Annotated in this window: 18 protein-coding genes; 7 read left to right on the top strand and 11 right to left on the bottom strand. The window is 68.9% G+C overall.

The genetic code is table 11. The annotated features are described in order from the left end of the window. The first annotated feature begins 304 nt into the window (after nucleotides 1-304). A complete protein-coding gene (locus tag AB1L88_RS26180) occupies nucleotides 305-628 on the top strand; it encodes a hypothetical protein (protein ID WP_367099670.1) in 324 nt (107 codons plus the stop codon). A 104-nt stretch (nucleotides 629-732) separates the two neighbouring features. Next, nucleotides 733-1,764, top strand: a complete 1,032-nt coding sequence (locus AB1L88_RS26185; protein WP_367099671.1) for a helix-turn-helix domain-containing protein — start codon at nucleotides 733-735, stop codon at nucleotides 1,762-1,764. Here AB1L88_RS26185 and AB1L88_RS26190 read toward each other — a convergent pair. Beyond that, nucleotides 1,731-3,128: a DNA methyltransferase gene (locus AB1L88_RS26190; protein WP_367099672.1), complete on the bottom strand. Its 1,398-nt coding sequence runs from the start codon at nucleotides 3,126-3,128 to the stop codon at nucleotides 1,731-1,733. The two genes, AB1L88_RS26185 and AB1L88_RS26190, sit on opposite strands and share 34 nt — an antisense overlap. A gap of 439 nt (nucleotides 3,129-3,567) precedes the next feature. On the opposite strand from AB1L88_RS26190, the gene trpC reads away from it, so the two are divergent. Then, nucleotides 3,568-4,425 carry an indole-3-glycerol phosphate synthase TrpC gene (trpC, locus tag AB1L88_RS26195; protein WP_367099673.1) on the top strand — a complete coding sequence of 286 codons (858 nt, stop codon included), beginning with the start codon at nucleotides 3,568-3,570 and terminating at the stop codon, nucleotides 4,423-4,425. Between the two features lie 59 nt (nucleotides 4,426-4,484). Here the strand turns inward: trpC and AB1L88_RS26200 are convergent, their stop codons facing one another. The 5 genes from AB1L88_RS26200 to AB1L88_RS26220 all read right to left on the bottom strand — a co-directional run bounded on the left by AB1L88_RS26200 (nucleotide 4,485) and on the right by AB1L88_RS26220 (nucleotide 9,160). Next, nucleotides 4,485-5,141, bottom strand: coding sequence for a hypothetical protein (locus tag AB1L88_RS26200; protein WP_367099674.1), 657 nt, complete (start codon nucleotides 5,139-5,141; stop codon nucleotides 4,485-4,487). 298 nt (nucleotides 5,142-5,439) lie between these two features. After that, nucleotides 5,440-5,886, bottom strand: a complete 447-nt coding sequence (locus tag AB1L88_RS26205) for a VOC family protein (protein ID WP_367099675.1) — start codon at nucleotides 5,884-5,886, stop codon at nucleotides 5,440-5,442. Between the two features lie 249 nt (nucleotides 5,887-6,135). Beyond that, nucleotides 6,136-7,134, bottom strand: coding sequence for a hypothetical protein (locus AB1L88_RS26210; protein ID WP_367099676.1), 999 nt, complete (start codon nucleotides 7,132-7,134; stop codon nucleotides 6,136-6,138). Nucleotides 7,135-7,542: 408 nt separating this feature from the next. Then, on the bottom strand, nucleotides 7,543-8,610 hold the full coding sequence (locus AB1L88_RS26215) for a DUF1559 domain-containing protein (protein WP_367099677.1): 1,068 nt from the start codon (nucleotides 8,608-8,610) through the stop codon (nucleotides 7,543-7,545). Nucleotides 8,611-8,980: 370 nt separating this feature from the next. Further along, a complete protein-coding gene (locus AB1L88_RS26220) occupies nucleotides 8,981-9,160 on the bottom strand; it encodes a hypothetical protein (protein ID WP_367099678.1) in 180 nt (59 codons plus the stop codon). Between the two features lie 568 nt (nucleotides 9,161-9,728). On the opposite strand from AB1L88_RS26220, the gene AB1L88_RS26225 reads away from it, so the two are divergent. Further along, nucleotides 9,729-10,838, top strand: coding sequence for a hypothetical protein (locus AB1L88_RS26225; protein WP_367099679.1), 1,110 nt, complete (start codon nucleotides 9,729-9,731; stop codon nucleotides 10,836-10,838). Nucleotides 10,839-11,031: 193 nt separating this feature from the next. Here AB1L88_RS26225 and AB1L88_RS26230 read toward each other — a convergent pair whose 3' ends face one another. Beyond that, nucleotides 11,032-12,306 (bottom strand): hypothetical protein, encoded by a 1,275-nt coding sequence (locus AB1L88_RS26230; RefSeq protein ID WP_367099680.1) that lies wholly within the window; start codon nucleotides 12,304-12,306, stop codon nucleotides 11,032-11,034. Nucleotides 12,307-12,649: 343 nt separating this feature from the next. Here AB1L88_RS26230 and AB1L88_RS26235 point away from each other — a divergent pair, with 343 nt between their 5' ends. Continuing rightward, complete coding sequence (locus tag AB1L88_RS26235) at nucleotides 12,650-13,087, top strand: hypothetical protein (protein WP_367099681.1); 438 nt, start codon at nucleotides 12,650-12,652, stop codon at nucleotides 13,085-13,087. Between the two features lie 140 nt (nucleotides 13,088-13,227). Here the strand turns inward: AB1L88_RS26235 and AB1L88_RS26240 are convergent, their stop codons facing one another. Then, nucleotides 13,228-14,247 (bottom strand): Gfo/Idh/MocA family oxidoreductase, encoded by a 1,020-nt coding sequence (locus AB1L88_RS26240; protein ID WP_367099682.1) that lies wholly within the window; start codon nucleotides 14,245-14,247, stop codon nucleotides 13,228-13,230. A gap of 57 nt (nucleotides 14,248-14,304) precedes the next feature. Further along, nucleotides 14,305-15,720 carry an asparagine--tRNA ligase gene (gene asnS / locus AB1L88_RS26245; RefSeq protein WP_367099683.1) on the bottom strand — a complete coding sequence of 472 codons (1,416 nt, stop codon included), beginning with the start codon at nucleotides 15,718-15,720 and terminating at the stop codon, nucleotides 14,305-14,307. Between the two features lie 280 nt (nucleotides 15,721-16,000). Here asnS and msrB point away from each other — a divergent pair, with 280 nt between their 5' ends. After that, on the top strand, nucleotides 16,001-16,672 hold the full coding sequence (gene msrB / locus AB1L88_RS26250) for a peptide-methionine (R)-S-oxide reductase MsrB (protein ID WP_367099684.1): 672 nt from the start codon (nucleotides 16,001-16,003) through the stop codon (nucleotides 16,670-16,672). A gap of 106 nt (nucleotides 16,673-16,778) precedes the next feature. Here the strand turns inward: msrB and AB1L88_RS26255 are convergent, their stop codons facing one another. Beyond that, nucleotides 16,779-17,210: a lipid-A-disaccharide synthase N-terminal domain-containing protein gene (locus tag AB1L88_RS26255; protein ID WP_367099685.1), complete on the bottom strand. Its 432-nt coding sequence runs from the start codon at nucleotides 17,208-17,210 to the stop codon at nucleotides 16,779-16,781. 3 nt (nucleotides 17,211-17,213) lie between these two features. Beyond that, complete coding sequence (locus AB1L88_RS26260) at nucleotides 17,214-18,107, bottom strand: glycosyltransferase family 2 protein (RefSeq protein ID WP_367099686.1); 894 nt, start codon at nucleotides 18,105-18,107, stop codon at nucleotides 17,214-17,216. Between the two features lie 451 nt (nucleotides 18,108-18,558). Between AB1L88_RS26260 and AB1L88_RS26265 the strand changes: the two genes are divergently transcribed. Continuing rightward, nucleotides 18,559-20,313, top strand: a complete 1,755-nt coding sequence (locus tag AB1L88_RS26265; protein ID WP_367099687.1) for a thiamine pyrophosphate-dependent enzyme — start codon at nucleotides 18,559-18,561, stop codon at nucleotides 20,311-20,313. Nucleotides 20,314-20,421: the final 108 nt, after the last annotated feature.

The following is a 20,421-nucleotide window of genomic DNA, read 5'->3' on the forward strand; positions in this document are numbered from 1 at the left end:
CATAATACCGAGGAATCGCGGCGGGTCAACACCCTCGCGGAAAATCCTCCGAAGGAAAGGGGCAGAGGTGGGCCTGGCCGGTCGATAACGAGTGTGCGAGCCATCGCATTTGCCGGGGAAATCCCGGGGAAATTGCGGCCGAATTCCGGTTCGTGCACGCGAGCCGGGAACCCAGGAGAATCGGCGTTCTCCTGTCCTATAAGAGCGAGAGAGCGAGCGCGAGCCTCGCCGGCCCTGATCGGATCTCAGGGCCATCGCGAGCAATCGCAAGGGTCCAGGGAGGGGTCAGGACGTGCCCGTCGCCATGCCCACGCAGACGGACTGGCTGAGAAGCGTCCTCTTCGATCGCGGCTATCTGGGCCGGATCAAGGGGGAGGGGATCAAGGTCTATCTCGTCATGGTCGCCGCCTGCGGCGGGCGGCCCGACCGGAGCGTGACCATGAGCCTCAGCCAGCTGATGGACCGCACGGCCCTCTCGTGCCCGACGGTCATCGACAGCCTCGCCCGGCTCGAGAAGCTCGGCCTGGTGGTGCCGACGACCCGGCAGCGGGGGAAGGTCAAGACCTACTACGTGGCCGACCCGCCGGACCCGGACCAGGACGAGGATCCGGGCGCCCTGTCCCTCTGATCAGATCAGAGCAATCGGCCCCTCCCTGCGCAATCGGGCACCCGGCGCCCCTCGCCGACGCCCCGAGCCCCCTTTCGAAACCCAAAGCGACCGCAAATACGGCCATGGACTGGTACTTCTTCCGCGTCGAGCACGACCTGCTCCGCTCCGAGGCGTTCCGATCGCTCGGCGGTTCGGCGATCAAGGTCTACCTCGTCATCGGCCTCTATGCGGACTTCGGCACCGGCTGGGCCTACCCGAGCATCCGGACGATCGCCAAACAAGGCGGAATGAGCCGCCAGACCGTGCTCGACGCCATCGCCGAGCTGGCCCGGGCCGGACTGCTGGCGACGAGCAAGTCGCCGGGCAAGGCCACCGCCTACAAGATCCTCCGCAACGCCCCGGAGCGGCCGAGCAAGGCCGCGAGCAAGGCGTCCCAGAATCCGCGCAGGACTGTCCCAGAATCTTTCGAAGGACCCCCAAGGGGTGGCCCATTTTCTTTAGATCTCGATGCCTTCGGCGTCCCAGAATCTTCAGGACCCGAGGCCCGGGAAATCGGCCGGGGCGGCCGAGCAGGTAGGCCCAAACAAGATCCAGTAACGAGAGAAGAAGAAGACAACACCAGCATCCCGATTCCGGGAACGCCCTTCCGGATCACGGCCGAGGGGAAGCTGCTTGTTGCTGTTGATCTCCAGGAGTTGTTGACGGAACAGGGACTGCCCAAGAAGCTCGCGAAGAAGCTCGTCACCCAGAAAGAACCCCAGGACGTGGCCAAGGTCCTGCTCAACGCCCTCTTCCTGCAAAGCCAGGGGAAGCTGCAGAACGGACCCGGCTACATCCGGGCCGGGATCGAGGACGGCTACGAACTCTTGCCGCAAGTCGCTACCAAAATTGAAGTTCGGCGCAGACAGCTTGAGGAGCATCTCCGGTCGGTCGCCGTCCGTCGCGATCGCGAACGCCGAGACGAGCAGCGCGAATCCGAGGAAGAGGCCATCAGCCTCCTGATCGAACGGCTGCACCCGGAGGAGCTGCAACGCCTCGTCGATCGCGCGGTCGACGAGCTGCCCGAGCCGATCGTCCGCCGCAACCCGACCCTCTCCAACCCCTTCGTCCGGGGCAAGGTCTACGAGCTGGCCGGCGGCGAGCCGCTCAACTGAGCCGGGCCGCCCGGTAGGATCTCGTTTTCACCCAAAGGTTTGCGCATCACGAGCAGGTCGCGGACCTGGCCGAGCAATCGGCCGTCGCGGCGGGCGCGCTGGACGTGCTGCGGCAGATACGCGCCGTCCATCGGGCAACTGATCCGCCGCACCGGCACGAAGCCGGCGCCGGTCAGTGCCCCATACCCGAGGAACCCGTGGTCGATGTAGCCGACCCCGGCGGGCAGGTCCTTCTCGGTCTGGTTCGCCAGCAAGAGGGCGACGTGCCCCCCCGGCCTCAGGGCGGCGAACGCATGCGCGGCCAGCGTGTTCAAAAAAGCGATCCAGCCGGTCAGCGGCTCGGGCTCGACCCCGAACGCCGCATACGGCCCGGCGAGCATGGTATGGTAGGGGGGATCGCAGAACACGAGATCGCATTCGCGAGCTTCAAGCGGAAAGCCATGCCTTACGTCGAGCTGTCGGATTTCTGGGCGTACAGGATCGAGGTCATACGCAAGGCAGCGGCGGCCCATGGCCTCGCAGACGTCGAGCGTCGTCCCGCCGCCGGCCATCGGGTCGACGACCAACGCCCCCGGCGCCGTGAAGTAGTGCAGCGTGTGGGAGACGATCCCGGCCGGGATCGAACCGGGGTGCGGGACGCCGTAGGACGGGTCGCGCCGGAACGCCCAGACGTCGTACGGCGTCGGCCGGAACCCGGTCGTCAGGCGGGCCCGGCGCCGCAGGTCCTTGTAGGCGGCGTGGACCGACTTGGTCCCGGCATCGAGCTGGGCCAGGCCGCTCCTCGCCCGGGCGTCCCCCGAGGCGGCCGCCTTCCAGACGGCCCGGGCCTGCCGGTACAGGTCCTTCCCCCCCAGGCCGATGGCCCGGGCGATCGTCTCGTCCGTCCGACCGCCCCGACCGTCGGAATTCCGACCATCGGCGCCGGCGTCAGAGCCGGCCTCGACGCCGCTCCCCCTCAGGTTGGCCGACCGTCGCCGGCGGGCCTCGGGCCCGAGCAGGCTCTCCAGCGCGTCGGCCTCCCGCATCAGTTGGCTGAACGTCTTGCGCCGCTGGCGGTTGTAGTCGAGGATCGCTCGGCGGCGGCCCGACCCTTTGGGGACCGCCCGGACCTCGCAGGGGACCGTCTCCAGCCCCAACCGCCGGGCGCAGGCGAGCCGCCGGTGGCCCGAGAGCAGCTCGAAGCCGTCGGCCTCGGGCGCGGCGACGAGCGGCACGAGGATCCCCCCCCGGCGGATGCTGTCGAGCAGTCCGTCGCCGTCGATCTCGCGGTCGGGGTCGCCGTAAAGGCTGATGCTGAATCGACTTGGGCGGATCGCCTCGATCGGCAGGTGATGCACGCCGGCGGGAGCGTCGAGGGTGATCATGGCGGGACGTCCGTGTCCTTGGGGGGCCAGTTCGAGCCGGTGCCGGACCTTAGCAGGGATCGCCCAGCCCGTCCAGACCGCTCGCGAGCGCCGGACGATCGCAACCGTCCTCGCGGTGGAAACCGCCCACCCCAAAAGGGTGGGTCGTCCCTGGGTGGCCCGGGTTGCTCGCCAACCGGGGCGGCGCAGCCGCAAGAGGCAGCGCCGGGTGCCCCGGGTTCCGCGCAGCGGACCCCGGGCGGAGTCGCATGGGCCTGCCCCCCCCTGGCCCGGGGTCCGCTGCGCGGAACCCGGGGCACCCGCCGAAACACCGTGAACCCACCGATTCAGACGGGATGCGGTATTCCAAAAAAGGCGACCTCCGAGACGTTGCAATCGCCCCGCTCGCAAGGGGTGCCGAGTGGGCAATCGTCCGAAAGTTCGGTAGCCTGGAGCGGCAATGACCCCCCTGCCCCACCCGAACCCGACCGAAGAACCCACGCCAACGACCATGCCCACGATCCTCGACGAGATCGTCGCCACCAAGCGCCGCGAGGTGGCCGAAGCGAGGCGGCGGATGCCGCTCGACGAGCTGGAAATCCAGGCGAGCGAGGCCCCTCCCGTCCGCAACTTCCGCGAGGCCCTCGAAGGCCCGGGGCCCATCCGCCTGATCGCCGAGGTGAAAAAAGCCAGCCCCTCGGCCGGCGTCATCCGCCCCGACTTCGACCCGGTCGCCATCGCCCGGACCTACCAAAGCCACGGGGCCGACTGCCTGAGCGTCCTGACCGACGTCCCTTATTTCCAGGGTCACCTGTCCTACCTGGCCCGCGTCCGGGCCTCGGTGGCGATCCCGATCCTGCGCAAGGACTTCCTCATCGACGAGTACCAGGTGGTCGAGGCCCGCATGGCCGGCGCCGACGCCGTCCTGCTCATCGCCGAGATCCTCGACGACGCCCAGCTCGCCGCCCTGCTCTCCCGGACCCGAGCCCTCGGCATGACCGCCCTGGTCGAGATCCACGAGGAGGCGAACCTCGACCGCGTCCTGGCCGCCGGCGCCGACCTGGTCGGCATCAACAACCGCGACCTCTCCCGCTTCGAGACCGACCTGGAGCACACCTTCCGGCTCCGCCCGAGGGTCCCCGAAGGCGTCCTCCTCGTCTCCGAGAGCGGCATCCGGGGCCGCTCCGACGTCGAGCGCCTCGAAGCCGCCGGGGTCGATGCCATCCTCGTCGGCGAGTCCCTCATGCGCTCCCCCGACATCGGCCGCGCCGTCGACGACCTGCTCGGCCTGCCTTCGAGCATCCCCCCAGAGGCTTGATCGCCCGGCCCCTTCGCTCGCCCCCGGCGATCCCCCGCATTGGGACGCCTTCGATCCGTTCAACCGAGGTCGCGCATGGCCCCGGCCAGCCCGGCAGGCTCGTCCCAGCTCGGCAGTTGGCCGAACCCGACCGGGGCGTTGGCAGCCGAATGGATGGCCTCGGCGATCTGATCGAGCGGCGTCTTGAACTCGAATTCGTCCAGGGTGATCTCCCCTCCCGGACCGGCACCGCCCGAAAGCCGGTCATCCTCCGCCTCTGCCCGGGCCGGCGACACGACGATCACCAATCGCCGGGCCATCCGGGGGCCCGTCACCCTCGCACCCAGGACATCCCCCCACGGGACATGAACCACCGTCTTCCGGAATCCCTCCGTGGAGACGATGAGCCACGCGATGCGGAGGACGGCGGGGATCATCGGGATCCCGTCGAGCGACGACGACCCGACCCGCACGATCTCGATGCCCTCTCGACAGAGTCGAAGCAAAGGCTCCCGCCTCGCCCGCAGGTTGAACACGGCCATGGCGAAGATGAGCAGCAACGGGATGCCCATCAGGCACATGGCAATTCCCGCATCCGTCCCCGGCCTCCCATCGGCCCTGACCATGATTCCGAGGAGGAAGAGCGGGCCGAGGCCGAGGCCGAACGCCGCGAAGATGCCGAAGGTGATCGCCTGGACGACGAAGATCCAGGTCTTGCCCATGAACGCTGTCGGCATCCCAGGAGTCTCCTCCCACTGCGCGCCGAGTCGATTCCGCGGCACGGGTGCCCTTCACCAGTGTCCTTCGCCTTGCAGGCGTTTCCACGCGTCGACCGATCCGAACCCGGGCAAATCCGTCGGACGAACGTGGCGGGGTGGCATGGCCCACGCTCGCGTGATCGTGGGAGGCGGGCATCGGCGATCGCCCCGGCCTCCCGAGTCGCGAAGACGCCCGGGCCTTGCCCGCGAGAACGTGGGCAGGGCGCCCGGCACATCGGCGAAGACGCCGGCACCGCCCGGGCGCGACGGTGAGCGGTCAGGAGCCTTCCAGCAGCGCCGTGTATCGCCGCTGCATTTCCGCAGGGTCCACGTCCTCGATCTGATGACCGAGCATCCACTCGTGGCCAAAAGGGTCGCGGATGGTGCACGATCGCTCGCCATAGAATGCGTCCGACGGCTCGCGGATCATCACGGCGCCCGCCCCGACGGCGCGGGCCGCAAGCTCATCGCAATTGTCGCAGTGGAGGTGGATCACCAGGCCGGTCGCACCCGGTGCTTGTGGCCCGAGGCAATCGTACTCGGGGAATTCATCGGACAGCATCAGGACGCTGTTCCCCAGTTCAAGCTCGACATGCCCGATCCTCCCGGAGGGTTCGCTCAGCCGGAATTTCTCCGAGGCGCCGAAGACACCGGTGTAGAACGCGATCGCGGCCTTGGCGTCCTTGACGCGCAGATAGGGAAAGACTTCGTGAATCCCGTTCATCGTGTGTGCTCCTGCCGACTCCGGGCGTGAAGCAGAGGGGCGAATCGCCGTGTTCGATTCGCCCGCCCGCCTGTGTCATCCCGTTCACGTCGCCTAGCCTTCCGGATTTCCGGTGATCTGGCAAGCGAAGATCCCGGAGAAACGGCCGGGTGCACCCCGCGGCGTGGCATGGCCGCGCCCGCGAGGCCATGAGAGCCGGGCGCTCGGGCCGCGGAGGCATCGGCGCCTGCCCGCCGTCTCGGCCGTTGCCTATCCGCTCGTCGCCCCCGACCCCACCCGGAAGGCGGTCAGCGAGGCCAGCCCGAACCAGAGCAGGTTCCAGGGCGAGAACAAGGAGGCCACGAACACCGCCCCGATCAGGAACGCGGGCATGGCGGCGAGGTTCGCCTGATACTCCCGGAGCATCCCCTGCTGCTGCTCGGCGGGCAAGGCCGCCCAGCGCCCCTCGGCCTCGGCCCAGAGGTCGGCCGGGTAGTCCGCGCGTTCCAACGCCGTCTCGACCGACATCCCCGGCGGCCAGTTCGGCTGGCGGCCCTGCGCCTCCCACTCCATGGCGATCTCGTCGGCCATGTCGCGGACGACCAGGAATTGCGTGTCCTCCCCCGGGGCGCCGGCCGCCATCCCCCCGAACAAGAGGGCGATCACCCCGAACTTCCCGACCAGGATGCCCAGCACCGCGGCCATCACCGCCACGACCCCGGGCGCCACCCCCACGTCCTCGTTCGCCCCGGCCCGGACCCCCATCCCGGCCAGCAGGCCCACCCCCCAGGCGATCCAGCCGATCTCATAATCGAACGAGTACCCGACCACCATCCAGATCACCGCGCCGATCGCCCCGCCGACCATCCCGCCGGCGAGCCACTTCACCGGATGCCCGGCCCCGTCCCCCCTCGGTTTCCGACGCTTCCGCGACGCCTTCGCCTTGGCCTTCGGTTGGCCCGCCTCGTCGAATCCCGCCGACCCGCCGCGCGACGGGTCGCCGTGCCTCGGCGGCAAGGGACGCAACGGCGCGGCCGCTTGCCCCTCATCGGCCAGGCCATACAGGTCGTCCGGCCCGTCGTCCGCGGCCACCGGAGCCAGCTTCGGCTTCGGCTTCGATGCCGGTGTCGGCGACGGCGACGGCGACGGCTGGGACTCGGGGAGCTTGAACACCTCGGCGCACTGCTTGCACTTCACGTGCTTGCCCGCCAGGCGCCCCGGGAGCGTGTACCACTGGCCGCAGTTCGGACAGGACGCTTCAAACGACATGGCGGCTCGCCCTCACCCGTTTCGGGAGCGAATCAGGACCCGGTTCGAGCCGTCTCGCCGCACCATGCGGCCCATCGCGACGCCTCCATGGGCGCCCAAACCCCGGCTCGCGCCCGCAGCATACAACGCCCCCGAATCGGAATCCATCACAAAAATCGTGATTGAGTGGATTCTGGCATCATGACGCTCATCGAAGCCACATGGACCACCTTCGCCCTCGACGCCTCGCCCCTCCCCAGGCACGCGGCGGCATCGTCAACGAGTGTAGCCGTGCACGCGTCTGCAAAAGACACGCATCTGAGCGTCATGACGCAAGAAGGGCCATCGGCGGCACGCCGGCCGCCGATGGCCCGTTGGAGACCGTTCCGATCGATTCGATCACGATCCGAGGGTGCGGTCACTCCCCGATCAATACTGGTCGGCGCTGAGCACCTCGCCGCCGTTGATCGTGCCGAGGCCCCACCAGGTATTCAGGTTGACCGTGTCCTTGATGAACCGGACCGAGCCGTCGGCCATGCAGACGTTCACGCCGCCCGGGTGCAGGCTCGCGGCGTTCGACGTGCCCCACATGTCCTGGCCCCAGGTCACCCAGTCGTTGTTGCCGCAGTTCCGCGAGTTCGGCGCGCCGGTGTGCTGGTACCCGCCGTAGTTCGAATAGGCCGGGTACACGCGGAACCAGCCCGAAGGCTCATGCGCGTTGCCGGTCGCCACGGTCGTCGGCGGCAGGCTCCGGCAGGCGTTGATCATCGCCATCACGGCGTCGGGCGTCTGCACGCCCACCTCGCGGCCCTGGCTCAGGCCGGTCCGGAACCACACACGCAGGTAGTCGTTCGGGTTCGCATTCCCGGCGTTCACGCTGCCGACGCCCGAGTGCGCCGTCAGCTTCTCGCTGAACGCGGCGGTGTTGCTCGTGCCGTCCACGATCTTCGCGATCGTCACGATCCCGGCGCCCCGCGCCGCCTCCGGCCAGGCCGCCCGGGTCGGCCCGAAGACGCCGTTGTACCCCCGGATCGCGTGCGGGCCGCCCAGGTTCCCCACGTAGTTCGCCTGCGAGACGTTCACCATCCGCCCGTCGGACGGGCAGGCGAACGTGCCGATCTGCGTGTTGAACACCGTCGTGTTCATGTCATAGAAAATATTGCCCGAGGCATTCGGGTGCACCCCGCCGGCGTTGTAGGCCGAGTACATCGTGCCCTGCTCGATGAACTGGAGCAGCGACAGGTGGCCGCTCGGCGTCCAGCCCCAGCTGTCGAGCGGCGACGGGTTCAGTGACCACGGCGCGAAGCAGCCGTGGGTGCTCTCGTAGTTGTGCAGCGCCAGGCCGATCTGCTTCAGGTTATTCGAGCACTGCGCCCGGCGGGCCGCCTCCCGGGCCGACTGCACGGCCGGGAGCAACAGGGCAATCAGCACCCCAATGATCGCGATGACGACCAGCAGTTCGATCAGCGTGAAGCCGCGAGTCTGCGAACGCTTCATCGAATGACTCTCCGATTCAAGGAAAAGGAAAAGGGAAGAGGCCGGATGCGAGACGGGACCAGTCGGCCGGAACCGAACCGGGCCGAACCGAACCGATCGAGGCTAGGACGACGTGGAGAGGAATTCACCGGAAGAACGAAGCGAAGTAAAGCGTGAACACTTTTTCAAACGCGATTCGATCGGCCGGGGCGATCGCCGTTGATCGGAGCCCCTCTGCGATCGAATCGGAGGGAGAGCGAGAAACGAACGAATGCCGGCCAGGCACCACCGCCGACACCCGGCCGATCGACCGAGGGGAGGGGCCATGCCACGGCGTGCCGCCCCCGATCGTCGTGAACGGCCGCCGCCTCGCGGCGCGACGGATCCCGGACTACTGGCCGCCGCCGGGGGCCTCCGGCCCGGCCGCCCCGCTGACCGCCCCATGGCCGCCCACCGTCGGGGAATGCGCCTCGGGGGCCGTCCCGGTCTGGGTCGCGCCGGAACCGCACCCCGACATCAAGGGCAGGCAGACGATCGCCGCCAGCGAAAGCCGAACAACCACGCGGGACATCAATCGGTGCATCATCACTCCTCTGCGGTGAGAGGGTTGTCGATTTCCCCGGAGAGACGGGGGCATGAAGGAAGACAGGCGTGGAGCCCGGACCGCTCGTCGCAGGACACAACGGCCGACGGGTTCCTCCGTCCGGCCCGGCACAAAGAAGATGCTCCCGGACCAATCGAAGAAGTTAGCACCTCCCGATTTCACCTGCAAGGACGTTTTCCCCGAATTCTAAAATTTCCCCCCGAGTTCGGGAAAATCGTTGCGAGTCGGTGCACGTGATCCCGAGTGCACCAGTCCACGCATCCGCCCATCCTCCTCCGCCATAACCTCCACGTCCTCCGCGATCCCGACCCCTCAACACGCATCGATAAGCCAGGTCTCCACCCTCCTCACCAACCTCCCTTCCTCCCCTCCCATCCGTGTCCCATCCGCGGCTCGAAACTCCCCATTTTCCCGTTTTCTCCGGAATTTGTGCTTAAGCCTCCCCTCCTCCCCGATGATTTCAAGCAGTGACGCCGCGCCCGGTCGCTCCGCAGACTGCACCTTGCACCACCCCATTCGAGGCGAACCGACTCCGATGAGCCCTCACCCCCTCCCGGCCGACCCCTCCGCCAACGCCACCACCCACGGCCTCACGGCCAGGCGCCCCCTCGACGCCGAGGAGCGCGAGCGCATGGAAGTCATCGTCGCGAGCTGGACCTCCAAGTCCAGGCCCGAGACGCCGCCCGAGGAGGCCCTCGTCGCCTCCGCCGCCATCGAGTACGTCCGTTATTTGCGCTGCGTCGAGGCCGAGGAGGCCCGCCTCAAGCCCGGCCGCCAGCAGGCGCTGCGCGACTGGCGCGAACGCAAGCAGCACGCCGTCCGCCGCCGCGCCCAGGACTTGAAACGTGAACCGGAAGCCGTCGTCGCCGACCTGCACGAGACCGCCTTCGGCATCGACTGGATGCTCCGCCACTGGCGGCACCTCCGCGCCCGGCTCAATACCAACACGCCCTGGACCGCCCAGGATTTGCTCCTCGCCATGAACCTGCTCGGCCATGAGCCCTCGCCGCCGAGCGACCGCACCAGCCCCGCCGGCCTCGTCTGGTGCCTCACCGCCGCCTCCTTCCCCAAACTCTTCCAGCCCGCGACCGAGACCCCCGGCAACCCCTCGGCCCTCGACCAGCTCCGCGCCCTGCTCGACGACCAGATCGCCCGGCTCGAAAGCCTCCGCCCGATCGTCTGGGACGACATCGACGCCCCCGAGGCCGCCGCCGTCGAGACCGCCTCGATGGTCGACACCTCGAAGGACGGCCAGCTCCGCCAGCGTTACCGCCGCGAGGCCTTCCGCGACTTCCACAAATCGCTGCACGCGCTCGACCGCCTCCGCGCCGAGCGTTCCAAGGCCCATGCCCGCGAGGCGAAGATCATGGACGCCTCTCGATCGCAGCACGCCGACCGCCCCGCCTACGTCCCCCCGCCCCCCGAATCCCGAAACGAACCCCCTCCCGGCCCCGAGAATTCTCCCGAGGATCGCCGTAACCCTCAATCGACCAACGCGATCCGCAATACCCCCGCCGAGCCTTCGACCACCCCCGCCGAGCGCACCGAGGGGCGCACCGGCGGGCGCACCGCGCCCGACCGCAGCCCGATCAGCCGCCCCCAGGCCGACCCGCGCAGCACGCTCGACGGCCCGAATTCGCCATAATCCGCCTGAAGCCGCCCCCCGAATCGACCGTCGACGGAGCAGAACCGGCCCCGTCCATGCCCCCGGTCCGTCTCCCGGGTTCAGCGGCCAGGCCCCGTCGCTCCCGAAGTCGGGGGTGCAGGCGGGCGGGCGAGGCCGACGGCCGGCCGGAGGCACCCGCCAGGGCTTCCCCCCTTGCGCCCCCTGCACTTGGCTACACGGGCAGCGGCGGGTCGGGGGCGTGCGGGTAGTCGGCCGGGGTGTAGGCGATGGCCAGTTCCGGGGTCTCGAGCGTCCGGCCCCCTTCGGCCCGAGAGGTCAACGCGCGGTCGAGGATCCCGGCGGTCAACAGGGTCCGCTCCACCGGATAGGTCGGCCGGCCGGTGTGGATCATCCGCTCGATCGCGTGCAGCAGGAAGGCGAAGTGCGGGTAATGCGGCTCCGTCCGCTCCTCGGCCCGGGTGGCCAGCACCTCGGCCTCTCCCCGACGCTGCACCGCCACCCGACAGCCCGTCACCACGCCGTCGAGCATCAGGATCGCCCCCTGGAACCCGTCCACGTACTCGAACAGGAACAGGGCCGAATCCCCCGATTGGAGCGCCTGCGGGTCGAGGCTCGACGCCTCGGGGGCCACCCTCAGGGCCGCCTCGAGCAGGTCGCGACGCACCCGGCCCCCGCGGATCGCCTCGCCGATCGCCTCGCCGCCCAGGCAGGCCACCGACCGGACCCCTCGCTCCCCCCCTCGCCGCCGTTCCACGACGCTCTGATAGAGTTCCAGCGTATGAATGCCGTAGATGTCCAGGCCCGAGTAGCCGACCCCGACCGCCCCCTCCAGGTCGCTCGCCATCGGCAGGGTCAGGTCGGGCGACCGGTAGCTGAGCGGCAGCGACGAGCCGGCCATGAACGGGATGCCGAGCCGCTCGGCCGTCTCGTACATCCAGAGCGCATCGTCCCAGGTCGGCCCCAGGTGCTTGTCGCTGAAGACCGGGACCACCCGCCCGTGCTTCTCGAACGCCCGGGCGATCCCCTCGAAGAACCTCCTGCGCGGGTAGAGGTGCTGCCCCTTCTCGTTGTACGGATAGGTGCCGTGCTCCCCGATGCTGATGACCCCCTCGACCGCGATCCGGCCGGTCCCGAGCGTCAACGCCTCCTCGATCGTCGGCACGATCGGCACGCCGTACCGCTCGGCCAGCCTCGGCCCCAGGTCGCCGGGCTCCACCTGGTCGAGGTAGATCGCCGAGAGGCTCAGCGCCGGTCCGGGCCCGCCGTCGTTCCGCCACCCCTGGAGAATCCGGCTCAGCAGCACATCCGCATGCAAGCCGTTGTTGTAGCGCGTCACCACCCCCGCCACCGGCTTCGGCTCGGGGCCGATCTGCCTCGCTCCGGCCAGGTCCGGCCACATGCCCGAACCCACGCCAATCGCCATGCCGGCCGACGTCCCCAGGGTTCGCAGCGCCGATCGTCGCGTCACGCGGAGGTCTGCACTCATCTCGCGGTTCCTTTGTCCCTTCCGAGGCTCGATGATCAAGGCGCCCATCGTAGCCGTGCTCTGGCTCCGGGGCCATGTCGTGGCGTCTCGGTCCGGGGTCGATCCGCCCGCCCCGCGATCCGCCCCGATCGCCCCGCGGAGGATGACCGCCAGGAGGTCAGGCGTGCACTGGCCGCCGAACCGGACGCGAGCTACCATGGCAGCAGAGGAACGCGGATTCGATCACGCCGGTTATCCAATGCCGAACGGCCGAACCCGATCGGCTGCCGGGCGTCCATGCCGGCTCGACGACGCATCCCGTTCCCGACCCGAGTGGCATCGATCGACGAAAGCGAGGGGATCAATGAAACGGGGATCGTGGATGACGGCGGGGCTGGCGTTGCTGGCCTTCGGGCTGGTGGCCGCCGAGACCTCGGTGGCGAAGGGGCAGTGGGCCGAGGTGTCCACCGTCCGCTACGGGCTGTTCGGCCGGCCGAGGGCGGTCGAAACCCGCCTGGTGCCGACGGTCGGCGTGGTCCCGACCACGACCATCCTCTCGTCGGGCACGATCATCGGCGAGCCGGTGGTCGCCACCCGCTACCTCCAGGCCGTGCCGACCGCCTCGGTCGTCGAGTCGCGGTACGTCACCTACGACCCGGGCCTCGTGCCCACGGCCTACGTCAGCCGGTCGTATCCGGTGGTCTCCACCGGCGTCGTCACCTCGGCCCCGGTCGTCCGGTCCTATGCGCCGGTGCCGACGACCGTCCGCGTGCTGGAGCCGTCGGTCTACATCCTGCCCTGACCCTCGGGCCGCGATCGCGCCGACCCTCGCCTCGCCCATCGTCGCGAGGTCGCTCGATCATCCCTCTCCCCGATCGCCGGGGAGAGGGTGGCCGCAGGCCGGGAGAGGGGTCCGATCGCGGGAAGCACCGCCCCGCGCCCTCACCATCCGTTCTCGCCGGTCACGGGCATGGCGGCGGCCTGAATCCGGTCGAGGCACTGCATCTGGAGCAGGCCGTCCTCCGAAGGGGCCTGGAGGGCACCCGCGGCGACGGACCGGGCGAACGAATCGACCATGCAGGCGTATTGATCGGTCCCCTCGAAGGTGAGGGTCTCGGGCTCGGTGCCGTGGATGTTCGAGCCGGAGTCGAACCGCAGGGCGATCGGCCGCGCGGGGGGCAGGTACGCCTCGGGCACCTTGATCGACCCCTTCGTGCCCACCAGCTCATATTCGCAGCGGAACGGCGCCTCGAAGCTGCAATCGACCAGGCCGATGATGCCGTTCGGGAAGACGAGCTGCGCCGCCAGGCTCAGGTCGACGCCCGACGGCCCGATCCGCTTGACCGACTGGATCGCCACCGGCTCGGACCCGGCGTACAGCCGGCAGGTGCTCACGCCGTAGCAGCCGACATCCCAGAGCGCCCCCCCTCCCCTCGCCGGGTCGGTCCGCCAGTCGGTCGGGTCGATCGAGAACGAGAAGGACGACCGGACGAACCGCAGGGTCCCCAGCCCCCCGTTTCGGACGAGGTCGAGCAGAGCCCTCGTCCGCGGCTGGTGCCGCCACATGAAGGCTTCCATGAGCATGACGTTGCGCGACTGGCAATGCTCGACCATCTGCTCCGCCTCGTCGGCGTTGACGGCCATCGGCTTCTCGCAGAGCACGTGCTTGCCGGCGTCCGCCGCGCGCAGGACCCAGGGCAGGTGCAGCTCGTTCGGCAGGGGGATGTACACGGCATCGACGTCCGGGTCGTCGAGCACGCCTTCATACGACCCGTACGAGGCCGGGATCCCGAACTCCTCGGCCCAGGACCGTGCCAGCCCCTCGTTGCGACTGCCGAGCGCCTGAACGGAGCCGGACTGCGAGGCGTTGATGCCGGGCACCAGGCCCTGGCGGGTGATCCGGGCACAACCGAGGATGCCCCAGCGGAGCGGCCGGGCAGGAGGTTCGGGCGTGGTGGACATCGGCAAGCAGGCTCCCGCGAGATCAAGAGGTCGGCGTATTCGGGTCGATGGGTTGCGTCAGAAGTCGGCGTTGCCGGGGGTCCGGGGGAAGGGGATCACGTCCCGGATGTTGGCCATGCCGGTCACATACTGGATCGTCCGCTCGAAGCCGAGGCCGAACCCGGCGTGCGGGACGGTGCCGTAGCGCCTCAGGTCGCGATACCAGGAGTAGGCGGCCGGGTCGAGCTGATGCTCGGCCAGGCGGGCATCGAGCACCTCAAGCCGCTCCTCGCGCTGGCTGCCGCCGATGATCTCGCCGATGCCGGGGGCGAGCACGTCCATCGCGGCCACGGTGCGGTCGTCGTCGTTCAATCGCATGTAGAAGGCCTTGATCTCCTTCGGGTAGTTCATCACCACCACCGGGCGGCCGACCAGCTCCTCGGTCAGGTACCGCTCGTGCTCCGACTGGAGGTCGATCCCCCACCGGACCGGGAACTCGAAGGTCTTCCCCTTCGCGATGGCCGCCTCGAGCGCGGCGATGGCGTCGGTGTAATCCATGCGCTCGAAGCTGGAATTGATGAACGCTTCCACGCGGTTGACGCAATCCTTGTCGATCCGCTCGGCGAAGAACCGCATGTCGTCGGCCCGCTCGTCGAGCAGGGTCCGGAAGATCGACTTGAGGAAGTCCTCGGCCAGGTCGGCGTTGGCGGCCAGGTCGGCGAAGGCGATCTCCGGCTCGATCATCCAGAACTCGGCCAGGTGCCTCGTCGTGTTCGAGTTCTCGGCGCGGAAGGTCGGGCCAAACGTATAAACCTTGCTCAACGCCAGGCAGTACGCCTCGACGTTGAGCTGCCCCGAGACGGTCAGGAAGCTCGGCTTGCCGAAGAAGTCCCCGCCGAAGTCGATCCCGCCCCCTTCGGCCCTCGGCAGGTTGGCCAGGTCGAGCGTCGAGACGCGGAACATCGCCCCGGCCCCCTCGGCGTCGCTGGCGGTGATGATCGGCGTGTGGATCCAGAAGAACCCATGCTCATGAAAGTAGCGATGGACGGCCATCGACAGAGTGTGCCGGACCCTGGCGATCGCGCCGAAGGTATTCGTCCTCGGCCGCAGGTGGGCGACCGTGCGGAGGAACTCGAACGTGTGCCGCTTGGCCGAGACGGGGTAGGTGTCCGGGTCGTCGACCGTGCCGACGACCTCGACCCGGTCGGCCTTCACCTCGACCGTCTGCCCCTTGCCCTGCGACGGCACGAGCGTCCCCTCGACCACCACGGCGCATCCGGTGGTCAGGTGGGCGATCTCCTCGGCGTAGTTCGGCAGGCTCGCCTCGGCGACGACCTGCACCGGGTCGAAGCCCGAGCCGTCGTGCACCTGGAGGAACGACAGGCCCGCCTTCGAGTCGCGCCGGGTCCGGATCCAGCCGGCGAGGGTGACGGTCGAGCCGGTCGGGACGTCGCCGGCCAGCAGGCTTCGAATCGCGGTCGAGGAGGTGCGCATGATGGGTCGCGTCGGCTCTGCGTCCAGGGCGATCGGCGGCCCCTCGGGGCGTCGAGGGGCACCGGTGGGGATCGAAGGCCCTCATTATCGTCGCGGGGCCCCCGGCTGTCCATCGGCCGGGAATCGGCCGGCCCGATCCCGCCGGGCGCGATCCCGCCCGGCGAGCCGGGGCGCAATCGGCCCGAGTTCCGGTCGATTGGCCGATGCGGGGTCATTAGAATACAACACACGGGGGAGACTCCCCCGCGAAGCCTGTCTCATCCCGCAACGGAGGAACACGATGACGACGCGATTCCTGGCAGTCGGTGCCGCCGTGCTGGTGTTGGCCGCGCTGGCGGCGGTCCGGGCCGGAGGGGACGAACCGAAGCGACCTCAGGCCCCCGGCCAATCCGCCTCAACCTCCAAGACGACGCCGACCAAAGGAACCAGGGTCATGAAATCCGATGCCGAATGGCGACAAATTCTGACCGATCAGGAGTTCTACGTCACCCGGCGCAAGGGGACCGAGCCGGCCTTCTCCAACCGCTACTGGAACCATCACGGCGACGGCTACTACCGGTGCGTCTGCTGCAACACCGTCCTGTTCGACTCGAAGACGAAGTTCGAGTCCGGGACCGGCTGGCCGAGCTTCTACGCCCCGGTCAGCAAGGCCGTGGTCAAGACCGAGACCGACCGCAGCGGCTTCATGATCCGGACCGAGGTGCTGTGCCGGGTCTGCGATGCCCACCTCGGCCACGTCTTCAAGGACGGCCCGCGGCCGACCGGCCTGCGGTTCTGCATGAACTCCGCCTCGCTCAAGTTCCAGGGCCGCGCCGAGGCCGAGGCCGAGGCCGCCGCCCAGGCCGTCCTCGAATCGGCCCCCTCGGCCGAGGCCGGCGATGAACCGGCCTCGGACACGGGCACCGACCCGGAATCGGAGCCGAAGCCGGGCGACGCCCCCTCGAACCCCTAAGCCCCGCAAATAACCCCGTTGAGGCACGCAGCCGCGCCAGAATGCCCCATTTGCCGAATTGCGCGGCTACTGTCCTTCCCGCATGCGATCCGGAGCGGGAGAGGACTCAGGCCGCCCGATCGACCGGTCGCGGGGATTCGACGAGGGGGGCATTGGGGACGGGAGGGGGTTCGGCCGCATGGGCGCGGACGCCGCCGGCCGAGCGGCTCGGGTCGCTCGCGGCCGAGGAGGAGGGGGAGGGGTTGGACCTTCGATCCCGCCTGGCCTGTGCGATCAGGTACAGGTTGCGGGTGTAGATCAGGACGCCGACCGCCTGGCCGACGACGATGACCGGGTCCTTCTTGTGGATGGCGTAGGAGAGCAGGGTCAGGCCGCCGGCGAGGCTGAACCACCAGAAGGCGATGGGCACGACCGAGTCTCTCCGGCGCTCGGAGGCGACCCACTGCACCAGGAACCGCGAGGTAAAGGCAAGCTGGCCGGCGAAGCCGACGCCGAGCCAGATTGCATCGGTCGAGCTGTACGCCCCGAACCACGACATGCCTCAAGCCTCCTGCCTGGCCACGTTCGCCTGCGATGGGGCGGTCGGTTGCGAGGGCTGCGACGGCGTCGACGCCACCTCGAACCGCACCGGCCGGCGCATCAGCCAGGCCACTCCGAACAAGTCGACAATGACGCGGATCGACCGATTCCGGAAGGAATAATGCGACTGGCCGTGCGGCCTCGGGCGGTGCCCGACCGGCTCCTGCCGGATCGCGCAGCCCTCTCGAAGCAGGAGCGGGCCGAAGAATCGATGCGACCCCTGGAACATCGGCAGGCGGAGGGCGACGGCTCGGGGAAAAATCCGGACCGAGCAGCCGGTATCGCGGATCGACTGGCCGAGCACGGCGTTGCGGACCCAGTTGGCCCATCGGCTGATCTGGCGCTTGGTCCAGACGTCCTCGCGCTTGCGACGCCAGCCGAGCACGGCGTCGAAGCCGGGCAGGAGGTCCCAGAAGCGGGCCAGGTCGCCCGGGTCGTTCTGGAGGTCGGCGTCGAGCGTGGCGACGTAGGCGCCCCTCGCCTCGCGGAAGCCGGCGACGATCGCCGCGGACTGGCCGACGTTCGAGGCCATCCGGATCGAGCGCAGCTCCGGGTGCCGAACCGAAAGCCGGGTCAGGACTTCGGGCGTCTCGTCGGTGGAGGCGTCGTCGACGAGGAGGATCTCGAAGCCGTCGAGCCGGTGGCCGTCGTCGGGCGATCGGCGGGCGAGCGGCCGGAAGGACCGGGTGATCTCGTCGAGCAGGGCCGGCAGCGCCTCGGCCTCGTTGCGGGCCGGCACGACGATCGAGAGGCTGATCGTCCCCGAGGGCCCCTGCCCTGCGGCGGCGGCCGGGACGGTCGGCAGGTGGGTCGATCCCCCGGGGCGGTGCGACGGGTCGGGCCTGATCGGCGACATCGGAGGGCCTCCCTGCCTCTGGCCTGTGGAATCGGGACGGCGGACCGCCCGCGCTCGCAGTCGGATTGCGGACCATCCTGGTCCGTGATGATTCGGCGGTTATGGCACGAATCGCCCCGGGCGTCCAGCCCAGATCGGCGGTCGCACCGGCACGCCGGCAGGCGATCGGGGGGCGATCGAAGCGCGACCAGCCTGGTCATCTCGGCCACACCGTCCGCCGGCCGACCATCGACAGCCGGTGCGGACCGCTGAGGCCCGCCCGGCCGGCGAAGGATCCGGTGAAAATGAGAAGTCGTCAACACACTCTGCAGGAAACGATCAGAAAAGATTCCTTGATTTCGATGCAATGGAGGAGCGGTTGGCACCGATCATGCGGCGTTTCGCCGGGCAAGACGCCGGGTCCTCGCCGGGGGCCGATCGTTCCGTGCACGCCTGAGGGAGTCTCAATCTCATGGCCAAGACGACTGGTGAAATTCTCGTCGAACGGCTGATCGACTGGGGTGTGGATACCATCTTCGGGTTGCCCGGGGACGGCATCAACGGCATCTTCGAGGCCCTCCGCGTCGCCCAGGACAAGATCCGCTTCATCCAGACGCGGCACGAGGAGTCGGCGGCCTTCATGGCGACCTCCTACGCCAAGTTCACCGGCCGGCTGGGCGTCTGCATGGCCACCAGCGGCCCGGGGGCCATCCACCTGCTCAACGGACTCTACGACGCGAAGCTCGACCACGCCCCGGTCCTGGCCATCACCGGCCACACCTTCCACGACCAGATCGGGATGCAGTATCAGCAAGAAATCGACATCATGACCCTCTTCAAGGACGTGGCCGCCTATAATGTAATGATCATGGGCGCACGCCATGCCGAGACGGTCGTCGATGCCGCCTGCCGGTCGGCCCTGAACTCGCGGAGCGTCGCCCACCTGACCTGCCCGGTCGACATGCAGGATTGGACGCTCGACGAGGATCCGAAGTCGATGAAGAAGATCCCCGGCCACACCTCCAAGAACTGGAGGCCGCCGATCGTCGTCCCGCACCGGGCCCAGATCGAGTCCGCCGCCGAGGTCATCAACACCGGCGAGAAGGTCGCCATCCTGTGCGGGCAGGGGGCCCGGGGGGCCGGCGACGAGCTGGAGCAGATCGCCGAGATGCTCGGGGCGCCGATCATCAAGGCCTTGCTCGGCAAGGACGTCGTCCCCGACGACTCGCCGTACACGACCGGCGGCATCGGCCTGCTCGGGACCTTGCCCTCGGAGAAGGCCATCGAGGGCTGCGACACCCTGCTGCTGGTCGGCACGAGCATGCCGTACCTGAAATGGTACCCCGAGCCCGGCCAGGCCCGCGCCGTGCAGATCGACATCGACCCCTCGCGCATCGGCCTGCGCTACCCGGTCGAGGTCGGCCTGGCCGGAGACGCCGGGGCGACGCTCGGCGAGCTGATCCCGATGCTCAAGCGCAAGCAGGATCGCACGTATTTCGACAAGATCATGTCCTACCGCAAGGAGTGGGACGACCGCATGCAGACCTATCAGGAGATGCAGGACGAGCCGATGAAGCCGCAGGTCCTGGCCGGGACCGTGAGCAAGCTGCTGAAAGACAACGCGATCGTCACGACCGATTCGGGGACGATCACGACCTGGGCGGCCCGCCACATCATGATGCGCAAGGGGATGCGGTTCTCCCTCTCCGGCACGCTGGCGACGATGGCCCCCGCCCTGCCCTACGCCATCGCCGCCCAGGCGGCCTATCCCGACCGCCAGGTCGTCGCCTTCGCCGGGGACGGCAGCTTCACCCAGCTCATGGGCGATTTCGTGACGGCCGTGAAGTACGACCTGCCGATCAAGGTGGTGATCGTCAAGAATAATTACCTCGGGCAGATCAAGTGGGAACAGATCGTCTTCCTCGGCAACCCCGAGTTCGCCGTGGACCTGCACCCGATCGACTTCGCCAAGTTCGCCGAGGCCTGCGGGGGCGAGGGCTACCGTTGCGAGCGGCCCGACGAGGTCCGACCGGCGCTCGAGGCGGCGTTCGCGTCGGACAAACCGGCGATCGTCGAGGCGACCGTCGACCAGTTCACCCCGCCGATGCCCGCCCAGGCGACCCCCGACCAGGCCTACAAGTTCACCAAGGGCCTGCTGCGAGGCCAGCCTGATGGGACCGAGATCGTCAGCACCGTCTTGAAAGACAAGATTCGCGAGTTGATCTGAGTGGGTCGCACAGGGAGACGGTGCCGATCTCCCGCCCGACACCGCGCGGTGTCGGGCGGGAGAGCCGGTTGTTCGAACTCGCTCAGTCAAGCGAGAACGACTCAAAAT

This window comes from Tautonia sp. JC769, assembly GCF_040717455.1.
Classification (GTDB): domain Bacteria; phylum Planctomycetota; class Planctomycetia; order Isosphaerales; family Isosphaeraceae; genus Tautonia.